17 protein-coding genes are annotated in these 23012 nt (G+C 67.3%); 7 read left to right on the forward strand and 10 right to left on the reverse strand.

Annotated features, from left to right (window positions below):
* Positions 1-10 precede the first annotated feature (10 nt).
* Complete coding sequence (locus tag LMF57_RS16500) at positions 11-1090, reverse strand: hypothetical protein (RefSeq protein ID WP_117311338.1); 1080 nt, start codon at positions 1088-1090, stop codon at positions 11-13.
* Positions 1091-1207: 117 nt separating this feature from the next.
* Positions 1208-1981 (reverse strand): SDR family oxidoreductase, encoded by a 774-nt coding sequence (locus LMF57_RS16505; protein ID WP_049465737.1) that lies wholly within the window; start codon positions 1979-1981, stop codon positions 1208-1210.
* A 116-nt stretch (positions 1982-2097) separates the two neighbouring features.
* Between LMF57_RS16505 and LMF57_RS16510 the strand changes: the two genes are divergently transcribed.
* Positions 2098-3006, forward strand: coding sequence for a LysR family transcriptional regulator (locus tag LMF57_RS16510; protein WP_229290235.1), 909 nt, complete (start codon positions 2098-2100; stop codon positions 3004-3006).
* Positions 3007-3602: 596 nt separating this feature from the next.
* Here LMF57_RS16510 and LMF57_RS16515 read toward each other — a convergent pair.
* Both LMF57_RS16515 and LMF57_RS16520 read right to left on the reverse strand, forming a co-directional pair.
* On the reverse strand, positions 3603-6764 hold the full coding sequence (locus tag LMF57_RS16515) for an efflux RND transporter permease subunit (RefSeq protein ID WP_099589991.1): 3162 nt from the start codon (positions 6762-6764) through the stop codon (positions 3603-3605).
* Between the two features lie 3 nt (positions 6765-6767).
* Positions 6768-7904 (reverse strand): efflux RND transporter periplasmic adaptor subunit, encoded by a 1137-nt coding sequence (locus LMF57_RS16520; RefSeq protein WP_117311340.1) that lies wholly within the window; start codon positions 7902-7904, stop codon positions 6768-6770.
* Between the two features lie 124 nt (positions 7905-8028).
* Here LMF57_RS16520 and LMF57_RS16525 point away from each other — a divergent pair, with 124 nt between their 5' ends.
* From LMF57_RS16525 to LMF57_RS16535, 3 genes are all read left to right on the forward strand, one after another.
* On the forward strand, positions 8029-8709 hold the full coding sequence (locus tag LMF57_RS16525; RefSeq protein ID WP_117311341.1) for a TetR/AcrR family transcriptional regulator: 681 nt from the start codon (positions 8029-8031) through the stop codon (positions 8707-8709).
* A 136-nt stretch (positions 8710-8845) separates the two neighbouring features.
* Positions 8846-9493: a protein-L-isoaspartate O-methyltransferase gene (locus LMF57_RS16530; protein ID WP_032975442.1), complete on the forward strand. Its 648-nt coding sequence runs from the start codon at positions 8846-8848 to the stop codon at positions 9491-9493.
* A 16-nt stretch (positions 9494-9509) separates the two neighbouring features.
* Positions 9510-10868 carry a TolC family outer membrane protein gene (locus LMF57_RS16535; protein ID WP_117311342.1) on the forward strand — a complete coding sequence of 453 codons (1359 nt, stop codon included), beginning with the start codon at positions 9510-9512 and terminating at the stop codon, positions 10866-10868.
* An 84-nt stretch (positions 10869-10952) separates the two neighbouring features.
* Here the strand turns inward: LMF57_RS16535 and LMF57_RS16540 are convergent, their stop codons facing one another.
* Positions 10953-12266, reverse strand: a complete 1314-nt coding sequence (locus LMF57_RS16540) for an amino acid transporter (RefSeq protein WP_229290236.1) — start codon at positions 12264-12266, stop codon at positions 10953-10955.
* Between the two features lie 233 nt (positions 12267-12499).
* The gene (gene waaA / locus LMF57_RS16545; protein WP_117311343.1) at positions 12500-13798 is read right to left on the reverse strand and encodes a lipid IV(A) 3-deoxy-D-manno-octulosonic acid transferase; all 1299 of its coding nucleotides are present in this window, start codon (positions 13796-13798) and stop codon (positions 12500-12502) included.
* Between the two features lie 60 nt (positions 13799-13858).
* On the opposite strand from waaA, the gene LMF57_RS16550 reads away from it, so the two are divergent.
* Positions 13859-14776 (forward strand): LpxL/LpxP family Kdo(2)-lipid IV(A) lauroyl/palmitoleoyl acyltransferase, encoded by a 918-nt coding sequence (locus LMF57_RS16550; RefSeq protein WP_117311344.1) that lies wholly within the window; start codon positions 13859-13861, stop codon positions 14774-14776.
* Positions 14777-14879: 103 nt separating this feature from the next.
* Here LMF57_RS16550 and LMF57_RS16555 read toward each other — a convergent pair whose 3' ends face one another.
* The 4 genes from LMF57_RS16555 to LMF57_RS16570 all read right to left on the reverse strand — a co-directional run bounded on the left by LMF57_RS16555 (position 14880) and on the right by LMF57_RS16570 (position 18335).
* Entirely contained in the window at positions 14880-15329 is a 450-nt protein-coding gene (locus LMF57_RS16555; protein ID WP_117311345.1) for a transposase, read from the reverse strand.
* Positions 15330-15694: 365 nt separating this feature from the next.
* Complete coding sequence (locus LMF57_RS16560; RefSeq protein ID WP_229290237.1) at positions 15695-17026, reverse strand: O-antigen ligase; 1332 nt, start codon at positions 17024-17026, stop codon at positions 15695-15697.
* Positions 17007-18122, reverse strand: coding sequence for a glycosyltransferase (locus LMF57_RS16565; RefSeq protein ID WP_117311347.1), 1116 nt, complete (start codon positions 18120-18122; stop codon positions 17007-17009). The genes LMF57_RS16560 and LMF57_RS16565 overlap by 20 nt, the downstream gene beginning before the upstream one ends.
* A 15-nt stretch (positions 18123-18137) precedes the next feature.
* On the reverse strand, positions 18138-18335 hold the full coding sequence (locus LMF57_RS16570; protein ID WP_025874129.1) for a zinc-finger domain-containing protein: 198 nt from the start codon (positions 18333-18335) through the stop codon (positions 18138-18140).
* 437 nt (positions 18336-18772) lie between these two features.
* On the opposite strand from LMF57_RS16570, the gene LMF57_RS16575 reads away from it, so the two are divergent.
* Together LMF57_RS16575 and LMF57_RS16580 are read left to right on the forward strand one after the other, a co-directional pair.
* On the forward strand, positions 18773-22117 hold the full coding sequence (locus LMF57_RS16575; protein ID WP_229290238.1) for a GH92 family glycosyl hydrolase: 3345 nt from the start codon (positions 18773-18775) through the stop codon (positions 22115-22117).
* Positions 22114-22860 carry a basic secretory protein-like protein gene (locus LMF57_RS16580; protein ID WP_117311349.1) on the forward strand — a complete coding sequence of 249 codons (747 nt, stop codon included), beginning with the start codon at positions 22114-22116 and terminating at the stop codon, positions 22858-22860. Before LMF57_RS16575 ends, LMF57_RS16580 begins: the two co-directional genes overlap by 4 nt.
* The last annotated feature ends 152 nt before the right edge of the window (positions 22861-23012 follow it).

Raw genomic sequence — 23012 nt, forward strand, 5'->3', positions numbered from 1 at the left:
ACTGACTCACTCAGTGCGGGATGTTCGCGCTCTGCGGATCGCTCGCGGCCGCGCGCATCTGCGAGCTGCTGCATCCGGTCAGGACAGTGCCGTCGTCAGCTCTGGCCACCACGCGTTCATGGATTCGGATGCTGCCTGAAGGCAAGCCGCTGCGCGACGCTTCGCGTTGCCAGACCTGCACGCCGGCCTGCTGGTGAGCCGTTGTCAGACCGGCATCGAGCAACACGCTTGCGACGTTGATTCTGCCAAGGTCTGCAGCGATCAGGCCGGCCGGTGCGGCCAGTACCTTGTCGGTGGTGATTCCCTGGATCTGCAGCGGCGTCTGCAGTTCGATCTGGAAGACGGGAAGCACCGTGCCGTTGATCGCATGCGTGCGTGCCGACACTGCGTGCACCTCTGCCGGCCATTCGCTCTGCGGCTGTTCCATCATCTGCTGCAGCAAGCGCCCGACGCGGCGCAGGGCCGCATCGTCGGCACGGCACTCGATGGCCGCTGCAAGGTCATTGGCATCTGCACGCTGCTGCCGATCCAGTGGCAACGTTCCCTGCGTGCTGGCAGCTGCGGCAGTACATCCCAACCGATAGCCGTCGCCATCGCCATCGCTGCTCACCATGATCGACGTGGCCGACGTGTTGCCATCAACCGATCGTGCGGACCACACCCGGAAGGGTTCACGCAGCGTGCTCGACTGCAGCTGCAGGCCGTGGCGTGCAACGATACGATCACGCGCTGCAGCGTCGATGGCAATGGACAACCCCTGCGCGCCTGCGAAAACGCGCTGGGTCCGGACGCCCTGCGCGGTCAACGGCACCGGCATATCGATGATCGTCACCGAAGCAGCGTCGGCGTCTCCGGCCTGCTCGAAATGCCAGTCACGCAGATGCAACGGGCGACCGGCCGGATCGCCGTAGCGTGCCGCCCGCAGGGTGCTGGCGACGGTCTGCCGGGTATCTGCACTGGCACGGCATTCGAGCACGGCGAGCAGGTTCTGCTGGAAGCGCAGGGCCTCGGTCTGAGCCGGCTCTGCATCGGCATGACCGCAGCAGGCAACCAGCATCAGCACGCAAGCGCGGATCGTGCGAGGGAACATGCAGGCGCTCCGGCCCCGGGACAGCCCGCTATTGTGCCCGTGAACGCCCTGATTGGAAGCCAGCAGCATCCACGCATGGCGTGGATGCTGCTGCACGAACCCAAGCCTCGCGTGCCTCTACTTTGTGGTGTAACCACCATTGACCAGGATGGTCTGCCCGGTCATCCACCAACCGTCGGTCACCAGGAAGCGGATCCACGGCACGATGTCGGCGATGTCGGTCAGGCCGGTACGGGTGAATGCCGACAGCGCCGCGGCGGTCTTGTGATACGCCTGCGCATCGGCACTCTCGGCCGGATAGAAGAAGGGCGTATCCATCGGCCCGGGGCCGATCGCGGTCACCGAGATTCCACGTTCGCCAAACTCCTTCGATGCCGCGCGGGTGAAGTGTTCCACCGGCGCCTTGGTGCCCGCGTAGCTGGAATAGAACGGCGTGAACGCGCCCAGCAGCGACGTGACCAGCGTGCAGATGCGGCCGCCGTCGTTGACATGGCGTCCTGCCTCCTTGAGGAAGAAGAAGGCCGTCTTCGCATTGACCGCGCTCATCTGGTCGTACTCCGCTTCGCTGATGTCCAGCATCGGCTTCTTCAGCACTTTGCCGACGGTGTTGATGGCGATGTCGGGGCGACCGACGGCGGCGACCGCGTCGGCGAACAGCCGCTCCATCGCAGCGGCCGAGGTCAGATCGGCCTGCAACGCCACGGCCTTGGCACCTGCGGCCTGCACCGCCGCAACGGTCGCCTCGGCATCGGCCTGGGTGGCGGCGCTGTTGTAGTGGATGACGATGGCCTTGGCGCCCTGTTCGGCGAAGTCGCGGGCGATCAGCCCGCCTAGGTTCTTGGCACCGCCGGCGATCAGCACGGTCTTGCCCTGGATACGGTGGTCGGTCATGGCATCGGTCTCGGGAAGAGGCTGCCGGGCTGGCAACCCTGTGCCGACGACGATATCGTGCAGAAATTGCGGATAAAGACCGCAACATTGACTTAACTTTCCAAAGCGGGCGAACAATGGACCGGATCGAGCGTTTCCGCATCTTTGCCCGGGTGGTGGAGTGCACCAGCTTCACCCGCGCCGCCGACCAGCTCGGCCTGCCCCGCTCCACCGTCTCAGCGGCTGTGGCGGAACTCGAGCAGCGCTTGGGCACGCGCCTGCTGCAGCGCTCCACCCGCAGGGTTTCCACCACCCACGACGGCGACACCTTCTACGTGCGCTGCCTGCGCCTGATCGCCGAGATGGAAGATGCCGAGTCGCTGTTCCGCCAGGACGACGCACAGCCGAGTGGCCTGTTGAAGATCGATGTACCCAGCCGGATCGGCCGCCGCATCATCGCCCCGGCCCTGCCGGACTTCTTCGCACGGCACCCCCAGGTCGAGCTGGAACTGGGCATGACCGATCGCGCGGTGAATCTGATCGAGGACGGCTGCGATGCGGTGCTGAGGGTGGGCCAGCTGGGTGACTCCAGCCTGGTGGCCCGCACGCTGGGCCAGCTGGACTTCGTCAACGTTGCCGCGCCGGCGTACCTGCATGCGCACGGCGTGCCGCAGCATCCTGCCGACCTGCAGCAGCACCGCGCGGTGAACTATGCGTCGCCGACCACGGCGCGGGTGGAGCCGTGGGAATGGCAGGACAGCGACCAGCTGCGCACGCTGCCGATGCCCGGCTGGGTGCGGGTGAACAGCGCCGAGGCGTCGATTGCCTGCTGCGTCGCGGGGTTGGGACTGCTGCAGATTCCACGCTACGACGTGCAGGCCGAACTGCAAACCGGTGCACTGCTGGAAGTGATGCCCCAGTACGCGGCGCAGCCGCTGCCGGTGACCCTGTTGCTGCCGCACCGGCAGCATCGCGCGCAACGTGTGCAGGTGTTCCTGGATTGGCTGGTGCCGCTGCTGCGTGAGCAGCTGCAGTTACAAGGGTGATCGGCCGGGCGGCTGCCCGGCGCCCGCAGAGGCGACTGCAACTACAACTGCAAAAGCCGGAGCGGCTCTGGGTTGTTGCTTGGTTGGCGGGGAGGGGGCAGCTGGCGGGACACGCCGCAAGTACGTCCCTGTAGGCTCGGCCACGGCATCCATGCCGTGGACGGTCCCGCCAGCTGCCCCCTCCCCACCTCCGATCATTTCCCGGTGACGGTTGGTGGATCCACGCCATGCGTGGATGAGGTGTATCCGACCCCAACCATCAGCACGCGGCTGTTGCTGTTGCTGTTGCTTTTCGCTCTTCTTCTTTTTCTTCCTGCGGTGCAGGCCACAGGAAACTGTCAGGGGCCGGGTGGGTGGGCTGGGCGGGGGTGTCAGCCGCATGGGCCCGAGGCATGCCTCGGGCGGGCTGGGCAGGACGCCCAACCCCGGTCTTGCCGTGTGCGCAGGACAGCGCACACGAGCAAGCGGCTGCCAAGCCTACAAGGACGTACTTGCGGCGTCCCCCGAACAGCCCACCCACCCGGCCCAGACCAGCGATCCCGCTTCTGAACCCACCGCAGAGGGGGCTCAGCCCGGTGGCCGGGAAACCCGGGGCATCACGCCCCGGATTCGTCCGGCTTGACCCGGAACCACGCCGCATACAGCGCCGGCAGGAACACCAGCGTCAGCACCGTACCGACAATCAGGCCACCCATGATCGAGATCGCCATCGAGCCATAGAAAGCGCTGCGCGACAGCGGGATCATCGCCAGCACCGCCGCCAGCGCAGTCAGCACGATCGGGCGGAAACGCCGCACCGTGGCATCGATGATCGAATGCCAGCGGTCATGCCCGGCATCGATGTCCTGCTGGATCTGGTCGATCAGGATCACCGAGTTGCGCATGATCATGCCCGCCAGCGCGATGGTGCCCAACAGCGCCACGAAGCCGAACGGCGCGCGGAACAGCAACAGGAACAGCGTCGCGCCGATGATGCCCAGCGGAGCGGTCACCAGCACCATCGCCGCACGCGAGAAGCTGCGCAGCTGCAGCATCAGCAACGTGGCCACCACGATCAGGAACAGCGGCATGCCGGCCTTGATCGAGTTCTGCCCGCGCGCAGAATCCTCCACCGAGCCGCCGGTCTCCAGCAGGTAGCCGCTGGGCAGGTCGGCACGGATGCCATCCAGGGTCGGCACGATCTGCTGCACCACGTCCAGCGGCTGCATGCCATCGCTGATGTCGGCACGCACGGTCACCGTCGGCAGACGGTTGCGGTGCCAGATGATGCCGTCCTCGAAGGCGTATTCCAGCCGCGCGACCTGCGACAGCGTCACCGCAGTGCCACTGCTGGTCGGAATCGCCAGGCTGCCGAGCAGGTCCAGCTGCGCGCGCTCGTTGTCCGGGCCACGCAGCAGCATCTCGATCTGGCGGTTGCCTTCGCGATAGGTGCTCACGCTCATGCCCGACAACGAGCTGCTGAGGAACTGGCTGACCTGGGCACTGCTGACGCCCAGCGCGCGGGCGCGGTCCTGGTCGATCACCAGCCGCACCACCTTGCTCGGCTCGCTCCAGTCCAGGTTCACGTTCATCACGTGCGGGTTCTCGCGCACCTTGGCCTCGACCTGGCGCGCGATCGCCTGCACCTGCGCGATGTGCTCGCCGGACACGCGCATCTGCACCGGATAACCGACCGGCGGCCCGTTCTCCAAGCGCGTCACCCGCATCTGTACATCCGGGAACTGACTGATCACGTCCTTCAGCATCCAATCGCGGGTCGATTCGCGGGCCTTGGCGTCTTCGGTGAGCACCACGAACTGGGCGAAGTTGGTGGCCGGCAGCTGCTGGTCCAGCGGCAGGTAGAAGCGCGGCGAACCCGTGCCGACGTAGGCCACGTAGTTGCTGATGCCTTCGCGGCCCTTCAGCAGCTTCTCCAGCTTGTCGGCCTGAGCCTGGGTCGCGGCCAGCGACGCACCTTCGGCCAGCTCGATGTCCACCATCAGTTCCGGCCGGGTCGAGTCGGGGAAGAACTGCTGTGGCACGAAGCGGAACAGCATCAACGAACCGATGAACAGTGCAATGGTCGCAGCGATCACCCACCAGCGATGGCGCAGGCAGGTATCCAGGAACGCCCGGAAGCGCGTGTAGAACGGCCGCTGGTACGGATCATGATCGTGCGCATGCTCCTTCGGTGCGATCCAGCGCGCGAGTGACGGATGCCGGTCGGCCCACTGCAGGCGCTTGGCGCGCCAGCGGCCGGCCAAGCTGTCCGGCTTCGGCAGCTGCGGGTTGAACAGGTCCGGCAGCATCTTGTCGCCCAGGTACGGGATGAACAGCACTGCCGCGATCCACGACACCACCAGCGCGATGGTCACCACCTGGAACAGCGAACGGGTGTACTCACCCGTGCTGGATGCCGCCGTGGCGATGGGCAGGAAGCCAGCGGCAGTGATCAGGGTACCGGTCAGCATCGGGAAGGCGGTGGATTCCCAGGCGAAACTGGCCGCGCGCAGGCGGTCGTAGCCCTGCTCCATCTTGGTGGCCATCATCTCCACCGCGATGATCGCATCGTCCACCAGCAGGCCCAGTGCCAGCACCAGTGCACCCAGCGAAATCTTGTGCAGGCCGATATCGAAGTAGTGCATGACGAAGAAGGTCATCGCCAGCACCAACGGGATGGTCACGCCCACCACCAGGCCGGTACGCAGGCCCAGCGAGAAGAAGCTGACCAGCAGCACGATCACCACCGCTTCGGTGAGCACCTGCACGAACTCGCCCACCGACTCTTCCACCGCATGCGGCTGGTCGGACACCTTGCGCAGCTGCATGCCGGCCGGCAGGGTCTTCTGCAGGCGTTCGAACTCGGCATCCAGGGTGGCACCGAGCTTGAGGATGTCTCCGCCGTCCTTCATCGCCACCGCCAGGCCGATCGCATCCTGGCCCATGAAGCGCATCTTCGGCGAGGCCGGATCGGCAAAGCCACGCTTGACCTCGGCGATGTCGCCCAGATGCAGCGTGCGTTCGCCGGCCTGGATCGGGAATCTGCGGATGTCCTCGATCGAATCGAACTGACCGGTCACGCGCAGCTGCACGCGGTCGGTCGGGGTTTCGAAGAAGCTGGTGGCGCTGACCGCGTTCTGGTCGGCCAGCGCCTGCTGCACCTGCTGCAGCGATACGCCCAGCGTGGCCAGCTTGGTGTTGGACAACTCGATCCACACCTTCTCGTCCTGCAGGCCGACCAGGTCGATCTTGCCGACGTCGGGCACGCGCTGCAGCTCCAACTGGATGCGGTCGGCATAGTCGCGCATCACCGCGTAGTCGAAGCCTTCGCCGGTCAACGCATAGATGTTGCCGAAGGTGTCGCCGAACTCATCGTTGTAGAAGGGCCCGACGATCTCCCTCGGCAGCGTCGCGCGGATATCGCCCACGCGCTTGCGCACCTGGTACCACAGGTCCGGAATCTGCTTGGAGCGCAGGCTGTCGCGCGCCATGAAGATCACCTGCGATTCGCCCGGCCGCGAGTACGAACGGATGAATTCGTACTCGCCGGTGTTCATCAGCGCTTTCTCGATCGGCTCGGTCACCTGCCGCGAGACCTGCTCGGCGGTGGCGCCCGGCCACATCGTGCGTACCACCATCGCCTTGAAGGTGAAGGGCGGATCTTCAGACTGGCCCAGGTGCTTGTAGGACCAGGCACCGATGACGGCGAACGCCAGCATCGCGAACAACACCAGCGCACGGTTGCCCAGCGCCCATTCGGAGAGATTGAAGCGGCGCACGGGTCAGTGCCCCTTGCCTGCGGCCGGCGCCGGCTTGGCGGCCGACGGTGCCAGCACCGGGCGGTTCTGGCGGTCGACCGGCGTCACCACCTGGCCTTCGCGCAGCAGATGGCCGCCGGCAGCGACCACCCAGTCCGTCGCGCCCACGCCGGACACGACCGGCACGGCCTGCGCGCCGTAGGCACCCACCTGCACCGGCGTTGCCTTCAATGCACCGTTGGACGGATTGACCACCCACACGCTGGCCTTGCCATCACTGCCGCGCAGCACAGCCGCCAGCGGCAGCTGCAACGCACCACTGCGCCCGGCGCTGGCAAACACCCGCGCACTCTGGCCCAGTTCCACTTCGCTCAGTGCTTCCGGCGCCAGGCTCACGCGCGTGGCATAGGTGCGCGCCTGTGCATCGGCGGCCGGGGCGATCTCGCGCAGGGTGCCCGGCAGCAGCTGGCCCGGACGGTTCCACAGTTCCACCTGTACCGACTGGCCGACCTTGTAGTCGCGGATGCTGCTTTCCGGCAGCGCGATCAGCACCTCACGGCCACCATCGGCGGCCAGGGTGAACACCGTCTGCCCCGCGCTCACGACCTGACCGGCTTCGGCCTGGCGGCTGGCGATCACCCCATCGGCGGGTGCGCGCAGCTGCGCGTACTCAGCCTGGTTGCGGGCCACGGCGAGGTTGGCCCGGGCCGCGTTGGCCTGGCCCTGCGCGGCCTTGAACGCAGCGGTCTGCTGGTCCAGTGCCGAGCGGCTCACCAGCTGGTCTTCCGCCAGCTTGGCATAGCGCTTCTGGTCATCGCGCGCGCGCACCAGGTCTGCTTCGGCCGCCGCCAGCTGCGCCTGCGACGCCGCCGCCTGCGAGGCGTAGTCGGCCGCATCCAGCTCGGCCAGCAGCTGGCCCTTCTTCACCCGCTCGCCTGCGTCGACGAGGCGCCTGACCAGGTTGCCGCCAACCCGGAACGACAGTGGGCTTTCCTGGCGGGCACGCACCTCGCCGGGGTAGGCGGCCGCGGCCTGTCCATCCTGCGTGGTGGGATGCACCACCAGCACCGGGATGGCCGCCGCCGGCTCGGCGGCCTGCTTGCCGCACGCTGCCAACACCACGACCAGTACGCCTACGCCCAACCAACGCATGTTTTTCATGAGGTACAGGACCTGAAAAGAAATCCGGGGGGGAACGCGCCGGCAACATACTGTTGCAACGCGGACATTAGTGAACCAGCCGGTATAGTATAAATATCGAACCGCTTGGTCTAGTATTAGCGGAATGAGTTCTCCCACTTCCCGAAAGCCGACGGCCAAGCCCGTTGCCAAGGCTGCCGGTCCCGGGCGCCCCAAGGATCTGGGCAAGCGCGCGGCGATACTCGAGGCAGCCAAGACACTGTTCATCGAGCAGGGCTACAGCGGCGTGAGCATGGACAGCATTGCTGCCCAGGCCGGCGTATCGAAGCTGACCGTCTACAGCCATTTCGGCGACAAAGAGACCCTGTTCTCCGAAGCTGTGCAGTCCAAGTGCATCGAGATGCTGCCCGACGCGCTGTTCGTGGCCGACGTCGAAGGCCCTCTGCGTGACCAGTTGCTGGGCATCGGCATGGCGTTCTTCGAGATGATCACCTCCGACGCGGCCCTGTCGATCCAGCGGATGATGATGGCGCCGGAGACCGACGAGCGCCTGCGTGAACTGTTCTGGCAGGCGGGCCCGCAACGCACCTGCGAGGCACTGGCCGACTTCATGCGTTCGCGTGCCGAGCGCGGCGAACTGGATATCCCCGACTGCTACATCGCCGGCCAGCAGTTCCTGACCCTGGTGAAGGGCGAAGTGCACATGCATATGATGTGCGGCATGCCACTGTCCCCCGTCGAGACCGATGCTGCGATACACGTGGCCGCCAGCGTGGATTTCTTCCTGCGCGCCTACGCGCCGCGGGGGGCCGGGAACGCTGGATAACCAAAACTGAACGAACCGGAGGTCGCGATGACTTCCGGCACTGCGACCCCGGCCACCCTGCAGCTGATGCTCTGGGCGCGCCGCCGGCCCCCGGCACCGGTAAAATGGCCGGCCCACTGCGCTGGATTTGAACCTCATGACGATTGATTACGCCCACGCCCGCGAACTGATGGTGGAACAGCAGATCCGTCCCTGGGACGTGCTGGACATCAAGGTGCTCGACGTCCTGGCCCGCCTGCCGCGCGAGGCCTTCGTCGCCGACGCGCACCGGGCGCTGGCCTATGCCGATGTCGAACTGCCGATCGGCAACGGCCAGAAGATGATGAAGCCGGTCATCGAGGGCCGTACCCTGCAGGCACTGGATCTGCAGCCGGGTGACGAAGTGCTGGAAATCGGCACCGGCAGCGGCTTCCTGTCGGCCTGCATCGGCGCGCTGGCGCGCGACGTGCTGAGCCTGGAAATCGATCCGGAACTGGCCGCTGCTGCGCGCGCCCGCCTGGATGCCACCGGCCTGGGCACCAACGTGCGCGTGGAAGTGGCCGATGGCCTGGCCTGGCAGACGGAACGCCGCTTCGACGTGATCTGTGTCACTGGCGCCGTCGACGTGGTGCCGTCACAGTTTGCTTCGTGGTTGCGTCCGGGTGGTCGCCTGTATGTCATCCAGGGCCGTTCGCCGGCAATGGAAGCACTGCTGGTGAAGGCCGATGGCAGCACCGAGTCGCTGTTCGAGACCGATATCGATTACCTGCGTGGTGCCGCCCCGGCCCCCCAGTTCCACCTCTGAGTCCAAGGAAGCCGCAATGATCCGCCGATCCCTCGCTGTTGCGCTGGCCACTGCCCTGCTGCCGTTGTCCGCCCATGCCGCCGACCTGCTGCAGGTCTATGAAATGGCGCGCAATGGTGACCCGCAGCTGTCCGCCGCCGAATCCACCCGGCTGTATGACAAGGAAGGCGCCGTGCAGGCGCGTGCTGCCCTGCTGCCGCAGATCAACGGTACAGCGCAGTTGAACCGCACGCGCAGCGAGCCGAACGCTGACGCCAATTCCGGCTCGTTCACCAGCAAGCGCCGCAGCTATACCGTTGATGGCACCCAGACGCTGTTCAACTGGACCCAGATCAACAACCTGCGTTCGCAGCGCGAGCTGAGCAAGGCGGCGGACTTCACCCTCGACTCGGCCAACGACAACCTGATCGTGCGCACCTCGGCGGCCTACTTCAACGTGCTGGTGGCGATCGAATCGCTGAACGCCGCACAGACCAATGAAGCGGCCGCGAAAAAGCAGTTCGACTTCGCCGACAAGCGCCTGGAAGTGGGCCTGGCGCCGATCACCGACGTGCACGAGGCCCGCGCCCAGTACGACCAGGCGCGCGCCAACACGATCGTTGCGCAGAACACCCTGGCCGACAACTACCAGGCCCTGACCGAACTGACCGGCCAGCCGGTGATGAACCTGAAGGGCCTGCCGGCCGATTTCCGTCCGGAAGTGCCGGCCAACCGCGGCAACCTGGACCAGCTGGTGCAGCAGGCGACCACGCAGAATCCGGCGCTGAAGGCGCAGGAGCTGAAGGTCGGTGCCGCCGAAGCCAGCGTGCAGGCCGCCCGTGGTGGTCACTACCCGACCCTGTCGCTGGGCGGCAGCTGGGGCAAGAGCGCAACCTGGGGCGACAGCGTCGGTGCCGGTTCGCTCTCCCCCGATGCACGCACCAACAGCATCGGCCTGACCCTGAGCGTGCCGATCTTCTCCGGCGGCGCCACCCAGTCCGGCGTACGCCAGGCGCTGGCCCAGCGTGACATCGCCCAGGACGGTTTCGAGCAGCAGAAGCGCGCACTGGACCGCAACACCCGCAATGCCTACCAGACCCTGGTGCAGGGCATCAGCGAAGTGGAAGCGCGCCGTTTGGCCGTGGTTTCCGCGCAGAGCGCCTACGATGCCTCGCAGGTTGGCCTGGAAGTGGGTACCCGCACCGTGCTGGACGTGATCCAGAACCAGCGCATCCTGTTCTCCGCACAGCTGGATTACGCGCAGGCCCGCTACAACTTCCTGCAGAACCGCCTGCTGCTGAGCCAAGCCGTGGGTGGCCTGGATGTCGCCGAACTGCAGGACATCAACCGCCTGCTGACCCAGGACGCGGGCAACCCGGCGACGACCACGAACTGAGTCGGCGCGACCGGCCTGACCAGGAAGCCACCCGCGAGGGTGGCTTTTTTTGTGGATTGCAGATGGCCTGCGGTGTGTGAGGCGCTAGCGCGAACGTCCGGCGCGCCGACGCAACAGGACGCCTGCCAACACGACCGCCAGCACCACCAGCACCGGTACGAACAGCCGCGACGTGACTGCCGGCAACAGGCACAGTGCGGTCGCCATAGGGGCGAGCACCATCGGCATCAGCCGCCGATCATCCGCATCCGTCGCCCGCCAATGACTGCGCGCAACGCCCAGGCATACGGCAGCCAGGACCAGCAGACCTGCGGGCCCCGGCAGCTGTGGAAGCCACCCCTCCGGCAGCGACAGCGCCAACGCCGCCGACAGCACGGTCAGCGCCAGCAGCAGAGGCGCACCGGTGCCCACTTCGCCGGACTTCGGCGGCCAGACTTCCCCCCCCAACCGCGCGGCCAACAGCAGCAGTACCAACTGCAGGGCCGCCAGCCCCGCGCCGCCCGCCAACGGCAACAGTGGCAGCAACCACTGCAGCTGCGGGACACCCTGCAACGCCACCGACAGCGGCCGCGTGCTGGCCAACGCGGCAAACTCGACGAGGCCCGACTGCAGCGCAGCCAATACCATCAGCCACAACATCGCCATCAGCACCGCTGCGCCGGCGGCTCTGGAAACCTGCGCACGAGGGCGCGGCACCCGCCCGCAGAACCCTGCCAGCAGGCCTGCACCGAGCAGGACACCCAGCAACGCCACGCCCGCCGCCAGCACGCCCCCCAGCCCGAAGCGATAGGGCGCGGTAGCCGATGGCAGCCACGGAATCCAATGCGCGTAGTGCACATGGCGTGCTGCCAGCAACAACAGCAGCAGGCCCACGCCCAGCTTCACCGTCAACAGTGCACTGGCCAGCAACAGCGCGCGCGGCGTCCGCAGCACTGCAGTGGCAGCTCCCAGCAGCAGCACCAGGATCGCCGCCGCCAGCGGCAAGGGCAGCCACTGCGCGGGAGTGGCGTCGATGACCTCCGCAGCAGCGTACAGATGGCGCGCCGTCGATTGCGCCAGCCCTGCGAGGGTCGCCGTCAGTTCCAGCAGCAGGGCTATCACCAGTACATCGGCAAGCAGCCTGCCCCAGGCGGCACGGAGCAGGCCGTGCAGACCCGAAGCATCCGGCACGCGCCGCATCGCCATGCGCAGGCAATACAGCATCGGTACTGCGCCCAACGCCGCCAGCAACAGGCTGAGCACTATGGCGGGGCCCGCCTGTGCCGCCGTGTGCTGGCCGACCAGGGCGACAACGCTGCCGCCCATCAGCAGGGTCAGCGCCACCACCAGCAGATGGTCGGTGCCCAGCCTCCCGGTCTTCGCGCTGGCGTGCAGCGCGTCTCCGTTCTCGCCGCTCATTCAAAGCTCCCTTGATGCCGCCCAAGCGTGGTCGACAACAGGCTGGCAGCCTGACGCGGCAGGCGGAATCGGAATCTGCGCCATACGAACGATGATGTGACAGCTTGCACGCCGTGGACGGCGGTAGCGGTCCAACTACGACAGATTCAACATCATCAAGCAGACTTGATGCAGGCGTTCACGACAGCGCAGGCGAAGCGCCCCTGAAACATCTGATGGCGACAGGCCGGGTCTCAGGCCAGCGGCGGCGGCAAATGCGGAGCCACCAGCTGCAGCGTCCGTTGCAGCGCGCCGCGGCCATTGCTGACCAGCGTGCAACCGGCGCGGGCCATGTCTTCGCGCGCCTGCACGTCGTCGAGCAGGTGCAGCAGCAGATCACCCACCGCCTGCACGTCCTCGCCGATCAGCAGTGCACCGGCCTCGCGCATGCGCCGCGAGATCTCGGCGAAGTTGTGCAGGTGCGGGCCGGTCACCGCTGCGGTGCCCATCGCCGCCGGTTCCAGCAGGTTGTGGCCGCCGATGGCCTGCAGGCTGCCACCGACGAAGGCTACCTGGGCACAGCCATAGAACGGCATCAGCTCGCCCAGCGTGTCGATGACGAAGACATCGCTGCGCGCGTCCGGCCACTGCTGGGCGCGCCGCGTCGACACGTTCCAGCCCTGCTCGCGGGCCAGCGCCTCCACCCTGGGGAAGCGCTCGGGATGCCGCGGCGCCCACAGCAGCAGCAGGTCTGGATGCTGCTGGCGCAGGCGGCGGTGCAGGTCGATCACTGCCTGCTCTTCACCATCATGCGTGCTGGCCGCGATCCACACCGGGCGCGTGGCCGGCACATGGGCATGGAACTGTTCGATGAAGGGCTGCACGTCCGGCGTGGCGATGTCGAACTTCAGGTTGCCCAGTGCCTGCACCTGTTCCGGCGCCGCGCCCAGCTGCACGAACCGCGCAGCGTCATCCTGCGACTGTGCGGCCACGCAGGTGACCGTGCGCAGCGCGCGCCGGATCAACGCCGCCAGCACGCGGTAGCCGCGCAGCGATCGGGCCGACAGGCGCGCATTGAGGATGTACACCGGAATGCGACGGTCGCGGCAGCCGAACAGCATGTTCGGCCACAGTTCGGTTTCCAGGATCAGCGCCAGGCTGGGCTGGAAGTGCCCCAGGAAGCGGTTGACGCTGCCCGGCACGTCGTACGGCAGGTACACATGGTCCAGCGCATCGCCCCACAGCGCGCGCACCCGTTCCGAGCCGGTCGGGGTGATGGTGGTGATGACCCAGCGGATGTCCGGCCGCTGCGCGCGCAGCGCGTTGACCAGCGGCGCAGCGGCGTTGACCTCGCCCACCGAGACCGCATGCAGCCAGACCCGGGGCTGGCCGCTGGGCTGCGGATAGGACGCATAGCGTTCATCCCAGCGCCGGAAGTATTCACGGACCCGGAAGCCGCGCCAGACCAGGTGGTACACGGTGATCGGCAGCAGCAGGTACAGCACGGCCGAGTACAGGCCACGCAGGATCCATTCGACAGGGTCTTTACGCATGCGGCAAGGATACGGGAGCCCCCCGGGAAAGACACGCGGCCGGGTTGGTAGAATGGCAGCATGTCCGATGCCACCACCGCCGTCCGTCCGTCGCTGCGTGACCCACGCAACTGGCCGATGTTTGCCGTCATGTTCACTGCCTTCGGGATCGCCCGGCTGCCGTGGACGCTGCAGCGCGTGCTGGGCCGCGGGGTCGGCTCGATCGCCTGGCGCCTGGCCGGCAGCCGCCGCCATGCCGCCGAGGTCAACCTCAAGCTGTGCTTCCCCGAGAAGGACGAGGCCTGGCGCAAGCGCCTGGTGCGCGACAGCTTCGACGCCCTGGGTGTGGGCATCTTCGAATGCGCGCGTTCCTGGTGGGGCAGCATCGACAGCATCCGCCCGCAGGTGCACATCGAAGGGCTGGAGCACCTCAAGCAGATGCAGGCCGAAGGCCGCGGCGTGCTGCTGGTCTCGGGCCACTTCATGACCCTGGAGATGTGCGGCCGCCTGCTGTGCGACCACGTCGACCTGTCCGGCATGTACCGCAAGCACAAGAACCCGGTGTACGAATGGGCGGTGAAGTTCGGCCGCCTGCGCTATGCCAAGGCGATGTACGCCAACGAGGACATCCGCGCGACGGTGCGCCACCTGAAGAAGGGCGGCTTCCTCTGGTACGCCCCCGACCAGGACATGCGCGGCAAGGACACCGTGTTCGTGCCGTTCTTCGGCCACACCGCCTCCACCATCACCGCCACCCACCAGCTGGCGCGGATGACCGGTTGTGCTGTCATTCCCTACTTCCATCGCCGCGAAGGCGGGAAGTACTTCCTGAAGATCGGCGCGGCACTGGAGAATTTCCCCAGCGAGGACGTCGAAGCCGATACCGCGCGGGTCAACCAGGCCATCGAGCAGATGGTGCGCGAGGCACCGGACCAGTACCTGTGGATCCATCGCCGCTTCAAGCGCCAGCCTGGTGGGCGCAGCGATTTCTACAAGTGACGTGAGATTTGGATGGCTCATCCACGCATGGCGTGGATCTACCGGGAATCCCGATCAGCAGATCCACGCCATGCGTGGATGCTCTTCCTTCGGATGCGGAAATCTACAACGGCCAACGACACCAGGCGTGAGGGTAGTCCCCCAGCCCACCAGCCAATCCGGCCCGCACCGGATTGCCCAGGATGTACATCGCCGTCTCATGAAGGGATTCATCGGTACGCACCGCATGGTCGTGATAGCCGTGCTGCCAGAGCGGCCCTTTTCGTCCCGATATCCGGTTCAGCTGCCGGCTGCTGCGTGATTTCAGCAACGCCATGCACTGGGCCAGCGTTCCCTTCTGCAGCTCCATCAACCAGTGCAGGTGGTCGGGCATCACCACCCAGGCGAGGCTGTGGCTGATGCCGCTGCGTTCGACGAAGCGCAGCGCGTCCACCAGCACAGCGACATTGCCTGCGTCGGAGAAGAATGGCTCCCGGCCTTGTGTTGTCGTGGTCAGGGAATAGACATTTCCCGTGCGGGAGTAGCGACCGTAGCGGAGTCTGGGGCTTGCCATGGGGACAGACTGCGGTTTGCCCGGTCATCCTTGCATTGGCGGACCACCCTGCGGACGGTCGGGAAAAGCCGCGACACCGGCCAATGTTCATGGGAAAGCCCATCCACGCATGGCGTGGATCTACTGCTCCCCCGCCAGACACGTCCCCGGAGATCCACGCCATGCGTGGATACGACCAGCCACCCCGCACAATCCAGTAGATCCACGCCATGCGTGGATAGGCCCCAACCCGCACACGCAAGTAGATCCACGCCATGCGTGGATAGGCCCCAACCCGCACACGCAAGTAGATCCACGCCATGCGTGGATACGACCAGCCACCCCCGCACAATCCAGTAGATCCACGCCATGCGTGGATGCGGAGATTACCCGGCGCCCGGCTGATCGTCCGGTTCGCGCACCAGCAACGTGCCGACGAACAGCGCGGCGAGCAGGACGGTCAGGCCGCCCCAGAACGCGGAGTAGAACGCCAGGTGGGTGTTGAGCGGGAACACGGTGACCGCCAGGGCCAGCATGGCCGGGCGTGCACGTTCGCGCGCCGGGGCCGGGGCGAAACGCCATGCCCGCCACGCCTGTGCCACCGCCGCCAGCCACAGCAGCAGCCCCAGCGAACCGGTCTCGGCCAGGATCTCCAGCACGATCTGATGGGCGTGCAGCGCGGGCATCGTGCCCCACACCGCCGGTCCTTCATCGGCAACGCAGTGGGGATAGGCGTCGCGGAAGCCACGTGCACCGACACCATTGATCGGATGTGCTTCGATCATGCAGGCTGCCGCACTCCAGATGCGGGTACGGCCGGACAGGGCCTGCTCGACCCCGTCCTCGCCACCGTCCCAGGCCATTGCCGTGCGCGCCACACGCTCACGCAGCTGCGGCACGCTGGCCGTCAACACGCCCGCCGTGAGCACAGCGGCCAGTGCCAGCAGACCCAGCCGCTTCCATCCCAGTTGGCGCACTCCGCTGTAGGCGACCACCAGGCCGAAGGTGATCCATGAGGCACGCGAGCCGGCCAGCAACAGCACCACGCCCACCGCAGCAGCGGCCAGCAACCAGCCCGCATTGCCGAAACGGCGCGCCACCGGCAACAACAGGAACGGCGAAAGACTAGCCAGCACCAGGCCGAATTTCAGGTTGCACGGCCCCAGCGCGCCGCTGAGACGATCCGCCAACGCGGCTTCCTCGGCCGGGCACAACGCGTGGCCGCTGATGGCCAGCTTGATCTGCTGCAGCGACCAGAACCAGGGACTGGTGCCTGCCAGTGCCTGCACCAGCGCATCGAGCGTCCACAGGCCGGTGATCACCGCCAATCCACCCAGGGTCAGGCGCCGCCGCTGCGGGGTGGCCACGGCGATCGCCACCAGCCACATGAAAGGCAGATAGCGCAGCCCGGCCGCAGCCTTGGTCCACGACGCCGACGGGTCCACGGCATCGAAGGCCGAGAACGCCTGCGGCAACCAGTAGCCGAGGAAAAGAATCGATGTCAGTGCCCACGCTGCCGGGCTCAGCAGATGAGGGCGATGCTGCACCCGGCGGATGACCATGCGTGCGGCGGCATACAACGCCCCCAGGCCCAGCACGGTTTCGGCGATACCTGGCAGTGGCCACAACGCGACGTAGGCCAGCACCCACCAGGGTGCCCAGCGGCCGGCGCGCTCATCGCGCAGGGGCGGCGTGGCGTCAGCCAGCGAGGTCGGCATAAAGGCGGAGGGTATCGCGCTGCATGGCCTGCAGGGTAAACGGGATGCGGGTCGGCAAGGACGGTGGCTGTGCCAGCAGGGCCAGCGCACGTTCACCCAGCAGCCGCGCATTGCCCAGCGGCACGGCGCCACTGGGCTGCAGTTGCTGCAGCAGTTCGCCGACGCCGCCGTGGTCCCAGCCCAGCACCGGCCTGCCGACCGACAACGCTTCGACCACGGTGCGGCCGAAGGCTTCCGGCTTGTCCGACAGCTGCAGCACCAGATCGCTGGCGGCGTAGGCCTGGGCGATGCACGCGGTCGGCGTGCTGATGTGCACGGCCCCGGTCACACCAAGCAGGTCTGCCTGCCTGCGCAGCTCTGCCACATAGGCTTCCCGGCCAGGCTCGTCGGTGCCCAGCATCCACAGCTGTGCCGGCACGCCTGCTGCACGGACATCGGCAAGCAGCTGCAGCGCGTGGGCGTGGCCTTTCAGCCGGGTGCCGCGACCGGGCAGCAGCAACAGCGGTCCATCGACCTGGGCCAGCCATGGATAGTCCGCCGCCAGCGCCAGCCGAGGCCGTCGATCGGCGCGTGCCACACGCGGGAACTGGCTGACATCCACCCCACGCGGGATCACCTGCAGCCTGGCGTGCGGCACCGTCGGGTAATGGGTGTGTACGTAGTCGCGCACGCTGTTGGACACACAGATCACGCGTTCGCCGCTGGTCATCACCGCGCTGTAGCGGCTGGGCGAATTCAGCCCATGCACGGTAGTCACCCAATGCGGGCGTTGCGCCGGCTGCATCGCGCGGATCGCGTACAGCCCCAGCCACGCCGGCAGGCGCGAACGGGCGTGGACGATGTCGGCGCCCACTTCGGTGAACAGGCGACGCAGGGTAGGCAGATGGCGCAGCGTCAGCAGCGACTTGCGGCCGATATCCAGGGTCAGGTGCTCGGCACCGCTGTCGAGCAGCGGCTGCACCAGGCGACCACCAGCAGACACCACCAGCGCGCGATGGCCGGCAGCGACCAGGGCCGCGGCGATTTCAAGGGTCGAGCGCTCGACACCGCCGGAGTGCAGCGCCGGCAGCAACTGCACCACGGTCAATCGGCGCATCGAGGGGGCAGCCGTTCAGTCGGCCAGCACGAACACGGCGCCGCAGTAAGCACACTGCGCTTGCCCGTTGGGTTCGTCTTCGATCGGCAGGTACACGCGCGGATGCGAGTTCCACAGCGCCATTTCCGGGGTCGGGCAGCTCAGCGGCAGATCGCTGCGGTGCACGGTGTAGCGCTTTTCGGCGTTGGCGGGCGCGGTGGCGGTATGGCTCATGGCGGATGTCGATGAACGGATTGCGAGGCCTGCGATTCTAGCATCTGGGCCCGGCAAACACCGTGCGCGGCGTGGCCGCTGCGCGCGGCGGCCCGCTTGCAGCCTTCACCGGTGCAGCCACGTGCGACCGCCCTGCCCCTCCCGCGCTGCCGTCGCCCTGCCCCCATCGGCGGGAAATCCCAGGCAGGCCAGTCAATTCCGCGCGGAATCGGTCGTCGTTCGAATTTCCCGCATTTGGATCGAACTAAATGGCACTTGTCAGGGCGCTGCCGGCTGTTGCAGCATCGGCAGCGATCCATTCCTGACCCGATCGCATGGCCCGCCCCCCACCGGACCTGCATCGCCTCCCGACTGCCCTGCGGCGGACGGGGCGATGCTGTCCGTGGTGTTCGCCGATGCGGGTTCTGCCTGCCGCCTGCCCTACCGGGAGACCCTGCATGACCCTGTCCGATCCGCGCCGCGCCCTGCTTCCGCTCGCCCTGGCCCTGGCCTGTGCGACCACTGCGACGCCGGTGCTGGCGCAAGGGCTGCAGACCTCCTTCGAGCCGGGCGAACCGGCGCCGGCCAGGTCCGATGGCACCTTGTCCGTCGAAGTCGGCAGCGGCCCCGGCGCGCCGTACGCGGCCAAGCGCAACGTCGGCTACAGCGGCCTGCATGCGTTGCACTACAGCGCCAGTGGCGGCCAGGCACGCCGCGAACTGTTCAAGACCGATCTGCCCATCGGCACCGACACCACGCTGTCCTGGCTGGTACTGCCGGAGATCGTCGGCAAGGACACCGTGGCCTCCACCTATGTCTCGCTGGACCTGCTGCTGGACGATGGCAGCCGCGTCTCCGCCAGCGGCGCGCGCGACCAGCACGGCGTAGCGCTGGGCGCACGGGCGCAGGGCGATTCGAAGACGCTGTACCCGCAGCAGTGGGCGCGCAAGGCGGTCAGGCTGGGCGACATGCCGGCGCTGAAGGGCCGCCGCGTGCTGGCCATCGAGCTCGAGGTGGCCAGCGCCAATGGCGCGCCGGCGTCGGGCTGGATCGACGACGTGCGCCTGGACGAGCAGCCACGGCAGGCGCCGCAGCGGGTCTCCGACTGGGTACTGACCACGCGCGGAACCCAGGCCAACGGCACCTTCTCGCGCGGCAACAACTTCCCGGCCACTGCGGTACCGCACGGTTTCAACTTCTGGACGCCGGTGACCGATGCCGGCGCCCTGAACTGGCTGTACCGCTGGAACGAGCAGAACGATGCGAAGAACCGGCCGCAGCTGCAGGCGTTGGCGCTGAGCCACCAGCCCAGCCCGTGGATGGGCGACCGCCAGACCTTCCAGGTGATGCCCTCCGCCACGCGCGGTGTGCCTGAGGCTGATCGCAGCAAGCGGGCATTGTCCTTCAACCGCACGCAGGAAAACGCGCGCCCGTACCGCTACGACGTGCGCTTCGACAACGGCATCGCCGCGTCCATCGCCCCCACCGACCATGCCGCGCTGTTCCGCTTCGAGTTCCCCGAAGGTGGCGACGCCAACCTGCTGTTCGACAACGTCGATGCCCGCGGCGGACTCACCCTCGATGTCGCCACGCAGACGTTGACCGGCTACACCGATACCCGCAGCGGCCTGTCCAACGGCGCTACCCGCATGTACGTGGTCGCCAGCTTCGACAAGCCGTGGCGCAGCAGCGGCCAGATCGGCACCGGCCGCCCGACCGGCTACATCAAGTTCGACGCGGGCAGCGAGCGCCGGGTGACGATGCGCATCGCCACCTCGCTGATCTCCGTCGAGCAGGCGCGGCACAACCTGGCGCTGGAAATCGCCGCCGCCGATACGCTGGAAAGCGTGGCAGGCCGTGCACAGGATGCGTGGGATGCGCGCCTGGGCCGTTTCGACATCGGCAATGCCAGTGACGACCAGAAGACCACGCTGTACTCCAGCCTGTACCGGCTGTACCTGTACCCCAATTCCGGCCACGAGAATGCGGGCACCGCCGCCGCGCCCGAGTGGCGCTATGCCAGCCAGGCCAGCGCCGCCGATGACAACACCCACGGCAGCGCGACGCGCAGTTTCGCACCGGTGCGCGACGGCAAGGTCTTCGTCAACAACGGCTTCTGGGACACGTTCCGCACCACCTGGCCGGCGTATGCGCTGTTCACCCCGGATGATGCCGGGCAGCTGGTACAGGGTTTCATCGAACAGTACCGCGCCGGTGGCTGGGTCGCGCGCTGGTCCTCGCCGGGCTACGCAGACCTGATGGTCGGCACCAGCTCGGACGTCGCCTTCGCCGATGCGTGGCTGAAGGGCATCGGTGGCTTCGATCCGGAAGAGGCCTACGCCGCAGCGCTGAAGAACGCCACCGTGGTGCCGCCGGACCGCCACGTCGGCCGCAAGGGCATGGAGCGTTCGACGTTCCGCGGCTATGCCAGCGCCGACGTGCATGAAGGCATGTCGTGGACGATGGAAGGTGCGCTCAATGATTTCGGCATCGCCAACATGGCCGATGCCCTGGCCAAGCGCGCGACCACACCGTCCGCGCGCGAACGCTACGCCACCGAGGCCGACTACTTCCGTCACCGCGCCGGCAGCTACGCGACGTTGTTCGATCCGGCCGCCGGCTTCTTCCAGGGCCGCAGGCCCGATGGAAGCTGGCGCCTGCAGGCCAAGGACTACGACCCGCGCGTGTGGGGCCACGACTACACCGAATCCAATGGCTGGACGTTCGCCTTCACCGCCGCGCACGATGGCGAAGGCCTGGCCGCGCTGTACGGTGGCCGCGACAAGCTGGCCGCCAAGCTCGATACCTTCTTCGCCACCCCGGAAACCGCCGACGCCGCATTCGCCGGCTCCTACGGCGGCACCATCCATGAGATGACCGAAGCGCGCGACGTACGCATGGGCATGTACGCGCACAGCAACCAGCCGGCACACCACATCCCGTGGATGTACCTGTATGCCGGACAGCCGTGGAAGACCCAGCAGCATGTGCGCGAGATCCTGTCGCGGCTGTATGTCGGCAGCGAGATCGGCCAGGGCTATCCGGGCGACGAGGACAACGGCGAGACCTCGGCGTGGTACGTGCTGGCCTCGCTGGGCCTGTATCCGCTGCGCATGGGTGCGCCGGAGTACGTGATTGGTTCGCCGGCGTTCCAGCATGCGCGCGTCGAGCTGCAGGGCGGCGCGGTGTTGACCGTCAATGCACCGCAGAATTCGCCGGAGAACGTGTACGTGCAGTCGCTGAAGATCAACGGCAAGCCGTGGAGCAAGACCTGGGTGCCGCACGAAGTGATCGCCAAGGGTGCAACCCTGGACTTCGTGATGGGCCCGCAGCCGTCACGCTGGGGCAGCGGCGTGGATGATGTACCGCGCTCGCTGACCGCCCGTGGCCAGCGCCCGCAGCTGCTGCATGATCTGCTCGGCAATGGCGCGCAGGCGGCACTGGCTGATGGCCGTGCCCTGCCCGCGCTGATCGACGACGATGCCAACACGGCCGTGCCGCTGGGCGGTGGCGTGACCATCGCATTGAGCCACGTGGGCGACGACGTACCGACGATGTACACGCTGACCAGCGGTGACGGCACGATCCGTGGCGGTGAGTGGACGCTGGAAGCGCGTGCCGGCAACGGGCGCTGGGTAACGCTGGACCAGCGACGCGGCGAAGATTTCACCTCGGCGCGGCAGACCCGCCCGTTCCGTATCGCCTCGCCCTCACGCTACGCCGAGTACCGTCTGCGCCTGGCTGCGCCGGGGCGCCTGCAGCTGGCCGAGATCGAACTGTTGGCGCCCTCCCCCCTACAATGACGTCCATGCGCCTACGTTTGCTCCCCCTCGCTCTTGCCGCCCTTGTATTTCCCAGCCTCAGCCACGCACAACCGCAGACCCAGGCCTTCGATGGCCAGGTCAGCCGTGACGGGGTGACCCTGTACTACCAGGATGCCACCGGCGCGCTGGCCGCGCCGGTGCGCAAGCGCATCATCGATACGTTCTACTTTGCTTACCTGCGCGAGCGTGCGGACTTCCGCCCGGCCGCGCCGAACGAAGTGCGCATCGTGATCGATCCGGCGTACAACGGCGTCGCCTTCGTCGGCGACAAGGACAAGGCCAGCACGATCACGATCAATCCGGGCTGGCTGGTCCAGCACCCGGATGACATCGATCTGGTCACCCACGAAGCGATGCACATCGTGCAGGGCTACCCCAGCTATGGCGACAAGCGCGTGCCGGGCTGGCTGGTGGAGGGCATTGCCGACTACGCCCGCGATCGCTACGGCATGAACAACGCCGCTGCCGGCTGGGCGTTGCCGGACAAGCTGAGCCAGGGCCAGACGGTGGAAAGCGGCTACCGGGTAACCGGCGCCTTCCTGAAGTGGGCCGAAGCGGCGCACCCGGGACTGGTGCTGGCACTGGACAAGGATCTGCGCGACGGGCGCTATGCGCCGGCGCTTTGGCAGAAGCACACCGGCAAGACCCTGCCGGCGCTGTGGGCGGAGTACGCCAAGCTACGCTCCCCGGCCCCTGCGCCGCCGCCCGCGAAGCGGCGGTAGGCTCGACGTCGCCGGGGCGATGCCCCGGCCTTCAACGCGACTGCACGAAGCCGGCGTACAGCGCGAACAGCTGCTGGAAGTACCGCTTGCTCACTCGACTGCGCATGACACTGCTCCGCCCATGGAAAGTTGGTCGGGCCCAGGGTGGGAAG

It is taken from the genome of Stenotrophomonas sp. SI-NJAU-1, assembly GCF_020883215.1.
In the GTDB taxonomy this organism is placed as follows: Bacteria; Pseudomonadota; Gammaproteobacteria; order Xanthomonadales; family Xanthomonadaceae; genus Stenotrophomonas; species Stenotrophomonas indicatrix.

Bases quoted from the DNA above. Each gene is read 5' to 3' on its own strand.
- LMF57_RS16530 (WP_032975442.1), top strand. From the start codon at position 8,846: ATGACGATTGATTACGCCCACGCCCGCGAACTGATGGTGGAACAGCAG.
- LMF57_RS16580 (WP_117311349.1), top strand. From the start codon at position 22,114: ATGACGTCCATGCGCCTACGTTTGCTCCCCCTCGCTCTTGCCGCCCTT.
- LMF57_RS16540 (WP_229290236.1), bottom strand. From the start codon at position 12,266: ATGAGCGGCGAGAACGGAGACGCGCTGCACGCCAGCGCGAAGACCGGG.
- LMF57_RS16570 (WP_025874129.1), bottom strand. From the start codon at position 18,335: ATGAGCCATACCGCCACCGCGCCCGCCAACGCCGAAAAGCGCTACACC.
- LMF57_RS16510 (WP_229290235.1), top strand. From the start codon at position 2,098: ATGGACCGGATCGAGCGTTTCCGCATCTTTGCCCGGGTGGTGGAGTGC.
- LMF57_RS16525 (WP_117311341.1), top strand. From the start codon at position 8,029: ATGAGTTCTCCCACTTCCCGAAAGCCGACGGCCAAGCCCGTTGCCAAG.
- LMF57_RS16575 (WP_229290238.1), top strand. From the start codon at position 18,773: ATGACCCTGTCCGATCCGCGCCGCGCCCTGCTTCCGCTCGCCCTGGCC.
- LMF57_RS16535 (WP_117311342.1), top strand. From the start codon at position 9,510: ATGATCCGCCGATCCCTCGCTGTTGCGCTGGCCACTGCCCTGCTGCCG.
- LMF57_RS16555 (WP_117311345.1), bottom strand. From the start codon at position 15,329: ATGGCAAGCCCCAGACTCCGCTACGGTCGCTACTCCCGCACGGGAAAT.
- LMF57_RS16505 (WP_049465737.1), bottom strand. From the start codon at position 1,981: ATGACCGACCACCGTATCCAGGGCAAGACCGTGCTGATCGCCGGCGGT.
- LMF57_RS16565 (WP_117311347.1), bottom strand. From the start codon at position 18,122: ATGCGCCGATTGACCGTGGTGCAGTTGCTGCCGGCGCTGCACTCCGGC.
- LMF57_RS16560 (WP_229290237.1), bottom strand. From the start codon at position 17,026: ATGCCGACCTCGCTGGCTGACGCCACGCCGCCCCTGCGCGATGAGCGC.
- LMF57_RS16550 (WP_117311344.1), top strand. From the start codon at position 13,859: ATGTCCGATGCCACCACCGCCGTCCGTCCGTCGCTGCGTGACCCACGC.
- waaA (WP_117311343.1), bottom strand. From the start codon at position 13,798: ATGCGTAAAGACCCTGTCGAATGGATCCTGCGTGGCCTGTACTCGGCC.
- LMF57_RS16520 (WP_117311340.1), bottom strand. From the start codon at position 7,904: ATGAAAAACATGCGTTGGTTGGGCGTAGGCGTACTGGTCGTGGTGTTG.
- LMF57_RS16500 (WP_117311338.1), bottom strand. From the start codon at position 1,090: ATGTTCCCTCGCACGATCCGCGCTTGCGTGCTGATGCTGGTTGCCTGC.